The organism is Teichococcus rhizosphaerae, assembly GCF_002631185.1.
GTDB lineage: Bacteria > Pseudomonadota > Alphaproteobacteria > Acetobacterales > Acetobacteraceae > Pseudoroseomonas > Pseudoroseomonas rhizosphaerae.
The window spans coordinates 1-5,310 of sequence record NZ_PDNU01000090.1 but is presented as its reverse complement, the minus strand read 5'-3'; the positions used below and the strand labels follow the sequence as shown (position 1 = coordinate 5,310).

General features: G+C 72.3%; 7 protein-coding genes. 3 read left to right on the top strand and 4 right to left on the bottom strand.

Features of this window, described 5'->3' with window-relative positions:
• Window positions 1–212: 212 nt before the first annotated feature.
• From CR162_RS21485 to nthA, 3 genes are read right to left on the bottom strand one after another with little or no spacing between them, the layout of a single operon-like run.
• Window positions 213–545 (bottom strand): nitrile hydratase accessory protein, encoded by a 333-nt coding sequence (locus CR162_RS21485; protein WP_245870525.1) that lies wholly within the window; start codon window positions 543–545, stop codon window positions 213–215.
• On the bottom strand, window positions 535–1,188 hold the full coding sequence (gene nthB, locus CR162_RS21480) for a nitrile hydratase subunit beta (RefSeq protein WP_099097511.1): 654 nt from the start codon (window positions 1,186–1,188) through the stop codon (window positions 535–537). Before nthB ends, CR162_RS21485 begins: the two co-directional genes overlap by 11 nt.
• The gene (gene nthA, locus CR162_RS21475) at window positions 1,185–1,862 is read right to left on the bottom strand and encodes a nitrile hydratase subunit alpha (protein WP_176559982.1); all 678 of its coding nucleotides are present in this window, start codon (window positions 1,860–1,862) and stop codon (window positions 1,185–1,187) included. Before nthA ends, nthB begins: the two co-directional genes overlap by 4 nt.
• 251 nt (window positions 1,863–2,113) lie before the next feature.
• Here nthA and nikR point away from each other — a divergent pair, with 251 nt between their 5' ends.
• A complete protein-coding gene (gene nikR / locus CR162_RS21470; RefSeq protein WP_099097509.1) occupies window positions 2,114–2,536 on the top strand; it encodes a nickel-responsive transcriptional regulator NikR in 423 nt (140 codons plus the stop codon).
• 45 nt (window positions 2,537–2,581) lie between these two features.
• Here nikR and CR162_RS21465 read toward each other — a convergent pair whose 3' ends face one another.
• A complete protein-coding gene (locus CR162_RS21465; RefSeq protein ID WP_099097508.1) occupies window positions 2,582–2,878 on the bottom strand; it encodes an HU family DNA-binding protein in 297 nt (98 codons plus the stop codon).
• Between the two features lie 324 nt (window positions 2,879–3,202).
• Between CR162_RS21465 and rfbD the strand changes: the two genes are divergently transcribed.
• Window positions 3,203–4,102 (top strand): dTDP-4-dehydrorhamnose reductase, encoded by a 900-nt coding sequence (gene rfbD / locus CR162_RS21460; protein WP_099097507.1) that lies wholly within the window; start codon window positions 3,203–3,205, stop codon window positions 4,100–4,102.
• A 33-nt stretch (window positions 4,103–4,135) separates the two neighbouring features.
• A complete protein-coding gene (locus CR162_RS21455; RefSeq protein WP_099097506.1) occupies window positions 4,136–5,134 on the top strand; it encodes an asparaginase in 999 nt (332 codons plus the stop codon).
• Window positions 5,135–5,310 lie beyond the last annotated feature (176 nt).

Genomic DNA, 5,310 nt, shown 5'->3' with positions numbered 1-5,310 from the left:
TCAGCTCTCCAGCAGGCTGTCGGCTTCGCGCCGCGCACCACGATCGAGGAGGGGCTGGCCAAGTTCGTCGCATGGTACCGGGACTACCACGCGGCATAGGCCTGCGGCTTGGCTGCCGGCCTGCGCGGGGCCTGGGAAGAAGCGCCCTGGCCGCCTGCCGGAAGGAATGGGCGGCCGGTTTCCGATCGCCGGAAAGCCGCTCCGGCAGCGCCTTATTCCGGCAGCAGGACCGGCTGCCCGTGCGGCGTGGCGGCGGCGGCGCGGGCCCAGGCATCGCACCGGGCTTCCAGCTCGGGGCGGGTGAGGATGCCCTTCCCGGTGAGCAGGTCCTCGAGTGCCGCCATCCAGTGCTCGTAATAGGGCACGTCGCCTTCCGCGATGCGGCGGCCCAGCGCGGCCGTCCATTCCGGCCAGGTGAAGCAGCCCGCCCGGTGCGCGGCGACCGCCATGGCGAAGGCCTGCGCCTCCCAGGGTTCGCGGAACACCGGCCCGTCCTGGTCGCGCGGCAGGCCAGGCGTGCTCGTGGATATCTCGTCAGGCCTCAAGATAGCTCTCCCAGGCATCGACAGAGACGGTCAGCATCGGGTCGGCGCCCTCGCCCCAGAGCTCGGCGGCGGTGAAGCGGACGGTGTAGAGCCATTGCGGCGCCTCGCCCTGTCCATGCGCGTGGCTGTCGGGAAAGACGAAGACGCCATGCACCCGCTCGATCACGCCGCTTCGGCCGCGGGCATAGCGCGGCAGGCGGGTATGCCCGGCGGGATTGACGTTGCGGGTGCGCACCGCGTCACCCGCCGCGAAGCGGGGCGGCGCGGTGGCCGGCCTGTCATAGGGCGAGCCGCGCGCCAGCACCGGCCACACCGCTTCGGCGCGCAGCGGTGGCAGCGCCGGGCCGGCCTCCCGCATCCGCCCGTCCCGCAGCTCCTCGGCGGTGACCAGGCCGCGCTCCAGCAGGAGCTTCTCCAGCCCCTTGATCCAGATCTCGTAGTAGCCGGAGGTGAGATACTCGCCGGGCGGCAGGCTTTCGCGCGCATGGCGGCTGGCGTCGATGTTCCATTGGCCCAGGGCGCCCGCGGCCAGGGTCACGGCCAGGGCGCGCTTCTCCCAGCCGGCATGGAAGCGCACCGCCTCCGGCTCGGGCCGCACCGGGCCGAAGCCCATCATGCCGCCCAGGTCCTGCGCTCCGTTCATGGCGTGGGGCCTGCCTCGCCCGGCTGCCGGGCCAGGGCGGTGCCGATCATGGCATCGCGGCTCACCAGATCGGCCAGCCGCTCCTCGCTCCAGCCCTCGGTGCCGGCGGGGCGCATCGGGATGACGAGGTAGCGGGTCTCGGCGGTGGAGTCCCAGACGCGGATGCGGGTTTCGGCCGGCAGCGCCACGCCGAACTCCGCCAGCACGCCGCGCGGGTCCATCACGGCGCGGGAGCGGTAGGCAGGCGCCTTGTACCAGGCGGGCGGCAGCCCGAGCACCGGCCAGGGATAGCAGGAGCAGAGGGTGCAGACGACGAGGTTGTGCTCCTCCGGCGTGTTCTCCACCGCCACCATGTGCTCGCCCTGGCGCCCGGTGAAGCCCATGCCGTGGATGGCGGCGCTCGCGTCGCGGCGCAGCCAGTCGCGGAAGTCCGGCCGGGCCCAGGCGCGCGCCACCACCAGCGCGCCGTTGCGCGGGCCGATGCGGGTCTCGTAGGTTTCGATCAGCGCGTCCAGCGCGGCCGGATCGGCATAGCCCTTCTCGACCAGCAGGGATTCCAGCGCCCGCACGCGCAGCGCCATGCCGGACAGCGCGCTGCCTTCGTGCTCGTGCTCGTGGTCATGCGTGTGGGCTGGGGGATGGCCATGGTGGTGCCCAGGTTGATGCCCGGTCATGCTGCGCTGGTCCCTCGCTGCCTTCGGCCGCCGCAGCCTGCGTCCTTCCATGTGATCCGGTCAAGCGCCGGGGCTGGTCAAGCGCTGGGGCTGGTCAAGCGCTGGGGCTGGTCAAGCGCTGGGGCTGGTCAAGCGCTGGCCCTGCCCGGGCAGGTTTCGCCATGGAGGGAAGGGGGTGGACCGGAGGGCTGCGCCCGGCGCAGTTTCCGCAGGCGGCCCGGGCCGGCCGGGGGCAGGATGAAGGAGCGGCGATGCAACGGGTGACCGTCACCCTCGATGACGCGCTGGCGGAGGAGCTGGACGCGGTGGTGCGCCGGCGCGGCTACCAGAACCGCTCGGAGGCGGTGCGCGACCTGCTGCGCGGCGGCCTGCAGCAGAGCGCCGCCACGGAAGGCATGGCGGGGCCGAGCCTTGGCGCGCTGGTCTATACCTATGCGCATGAGCAGCGGGACCTGGCGCGGCGGCTGACCGGCGCCTTCCATGATCACCACGGGCTGTCGGTGTCGTCGCTGCACCTGCACCTGGACCACGAAATGTGCCTGGAGGTCGCGGTGCTGCGGGGCGAGGCAGGCGCGCTGCGCCATTTCGCCGAGCATGTGATGGCGGAGCGCGGGGTGCGCCATGGCCGGCTGGTGCTGCTGCCGGACGATGCCGGCGAGGCGCTGTCCGGCTGAAGGGTGACGCGGCCAGGGCTGGCGCCCGGGCCGCGCCGGTTCGGCTCAATCGCCCAGGCGCTGCTTCAGGTCCTTGGCGGGCTTGAACTTGACGGACTTGCTGGCGGCGATCTCCACCACTTCGCCCGTGGCGGGGTTGCGCCCCTGGCGCGCCGCGCGCTGGCTCACGGCGAAGCTGCCGAAGCCGGCCAGGCGAACTTCGCGACCAGCGCCGAGGGCGTCGCCCACCGTGGCCAGGACGGCCTTCAGCAGGGCATCAGCCTGGGTCTTGGGCAGGCTGGTCGCGGCGGCGGCGGCATCGACCAGGTCCTGGCGGCTGAGCGGGCGGGTTTCTTCGGTCAAAAGGCGAACTCCGGCGATAATGAGTTAACGGGCGCAGGAGAGACATACTCCGGCCAGGGCGGTCAAGCGCGCGCCGATGCCCCGAGGGGTTGTGGAACCCTGGCATCACGCCTTTTTTCCGGAATAGGCCGCTGGCAGGCTCCCGGCATTGCAATCCGTTCATCTTCGCGTGCTTCCCCACGCCTGCCCTTCTCCGGGCGCAGGGGCTACCCGGGCCGGAAACCCCGTCCTAGAAAGGGTCTCCGCAACCGGGAGTTCCGCCATGACCAGCCGCACCGCGCGCCCTTCGAGTGTTCTGGCCACCGTTCTGTCGCGGGTGGCCTGATGCGCGTCCTGGTTGCCGGACAGACCGGCCAGCTTGCCCTCGCTCTTTCCCGGCGCCTGCCGCAGGATGGCCACACCGTCACCGCCCTGGAGGCGCCGGAGCTGGACCTGACCGACGCCGCCTCGATCGCCCGCGCCGTCGAGCAGGCGGCGCCGGAGGCGATCATCAACGCCGCCGCCTACACCGCCGTGGACCGCGCGGAGGATGAGCCGGCCATGGCCGAGGCCATCAATGCCACCGGCGCCGGCCTGCTGGCGGCCGAGGCGGCCCGGCGCGGCCTGCCCTTCCTGCATGTCTCGACCGACTACGTGTTCGACGGGCTGAAGGGCGCCCCCTACCGGGAAACCGATCCCACGGCGCCGGCCAGCGTCTATGGCCGCACCAAGCTGGCGGGCGAGGCGGCGGTGATGGCGGCCAACCCGCGCTCGGCCATCCTGCGCACCGCCTGGGTGTGCAGCGCCGATGGCAATAACTTCCTCAAGACCATGCTGCGCCTGGGCGCCGAGCGGCCTGCCCTGTCGGTGGTGGCCGACCAGCACGGCGCGCCGACCTTCGCCGCCGACCTGGCCGACGCCATCGCCCGGATGCTGCCGCGCCTGGCCGCCGCCAGGGCGGGCGACGAGGCCTTCGGCCTGTTCCACTTGACCGGCGCGCCCTGGACCACCTGGCACGGCTTCGCGCAGGAGATCTTCGCCCAGGCCGCCGCGCGGGGCGCCAAGGTGCCGGCGCTTTCCGCCATCACCACCGACCAGTATCCCACCAAGGCGCGGCGCCCGGCCGATGGGCGCCTCGATTGCAGCCGGATCGGGGCCGTGCACGGCATCCGCCCGGCCGATTGGCGGGAATCGCTCGCGCGGTGCCTGGAGGAGCTGCTGCCCGCCTCCGGCACGCGGGGCTGAAGCCGGCACGAGCAAAGAGAAGGACATCTGGCGATGCGGGATCCGGTTCTGGTCGAGGTGACGCGCGGCGGCAGGGTGGAGTCCCGCCATGCGGGGGCTTTCGCCGTGCTGGACGCGGAAGGCGGGGTGGTGCTCTCGGCGGGCGACATCGACCGGCCCATCTTTCCACGCTCCGCCGTCAAGGTGATCCAGGCGCTGCCGCTGGTGGAGAGCGGCGCGGCCGACGGCTTCGGCCTGGATGACGAGGCGCTGGCCCTGGCCTGCGCCTCGCATGGCGGCGAGCCGCGCCATGTCGAGGTGGCGGCGCGCATGCTGGCCGCCGCGGCGCAGGGTGTGGCGCAGCTGGAATGCGGCGCCCACTGGCCCAGCCACGCGGCCGCCGCCCGGGCCCTGGCCTGCGAGGGCACCGGGCCGAGCGCGCTGCACAACAACTGCTCCGGCAAGCATGCGGGCTTCGTCTGCCTCGCCTGCGGGACGGGAGTGGACCCGGCCGGCTACATCCGGCCCGAGCATGCGGTGCAACGCATGGTCAAGGCGGCTCTGGAGGGGGTGACGGGTTTCCGCCTCGCCGAAGGCAGCCATGGCATCGATGGCTGCTCGATCCCGACCTATGCCATCCCGCTGCGTGCCCTGGCGCTCGGCTTCGCGCGCATCGGCACGGGCCATGGGCTTGAGCCTGCGCGCGCCGCAGCGGCGGCCCGGCTGCGCGCCGCCGTGGCGCGGCACCCTTTCCTGGTGGCGGGCAGCGAGCGGTTCGACACGCGGGTGATGGAGGCGCTGGGGCCGCGGGCCTTCGTGAAGGTGGGCGCGGAGGGGGTCTTCTGCGCCGCGCTGCCGGAGCTGGGCCTCGGCGTCGCCCTGAAATGCGACGATGGCGCCTCGCGTGCGGCGGAGGTGGTGATGGCGGGCCTGCTCCGCCGCCTGATGACGTTGAGCCAGGCGGAGGAGGCTGTTCTGGCTCCTCTGGCCGCCCCGATCATGCACAACTGGAACGGCCTGGAAGTGGGCCGGATGCGTCTGGCGGAAGCCTGACCGTCCTGGTCAGGCGCCGGTGGGCGCCAGGAATCTTCCGGAAGGCGCTGAATCCGGTTTGACAGTTTTGTTGGGGCGTCCTAGAAGGCGCGCCCTGCTGTGGTTCTGGTTTTTGGGGCTGCGGTGGTCTGGAAGAAAATCTTCAGTGTTGGTGTTGACTGGCGAAGTAATCGCCA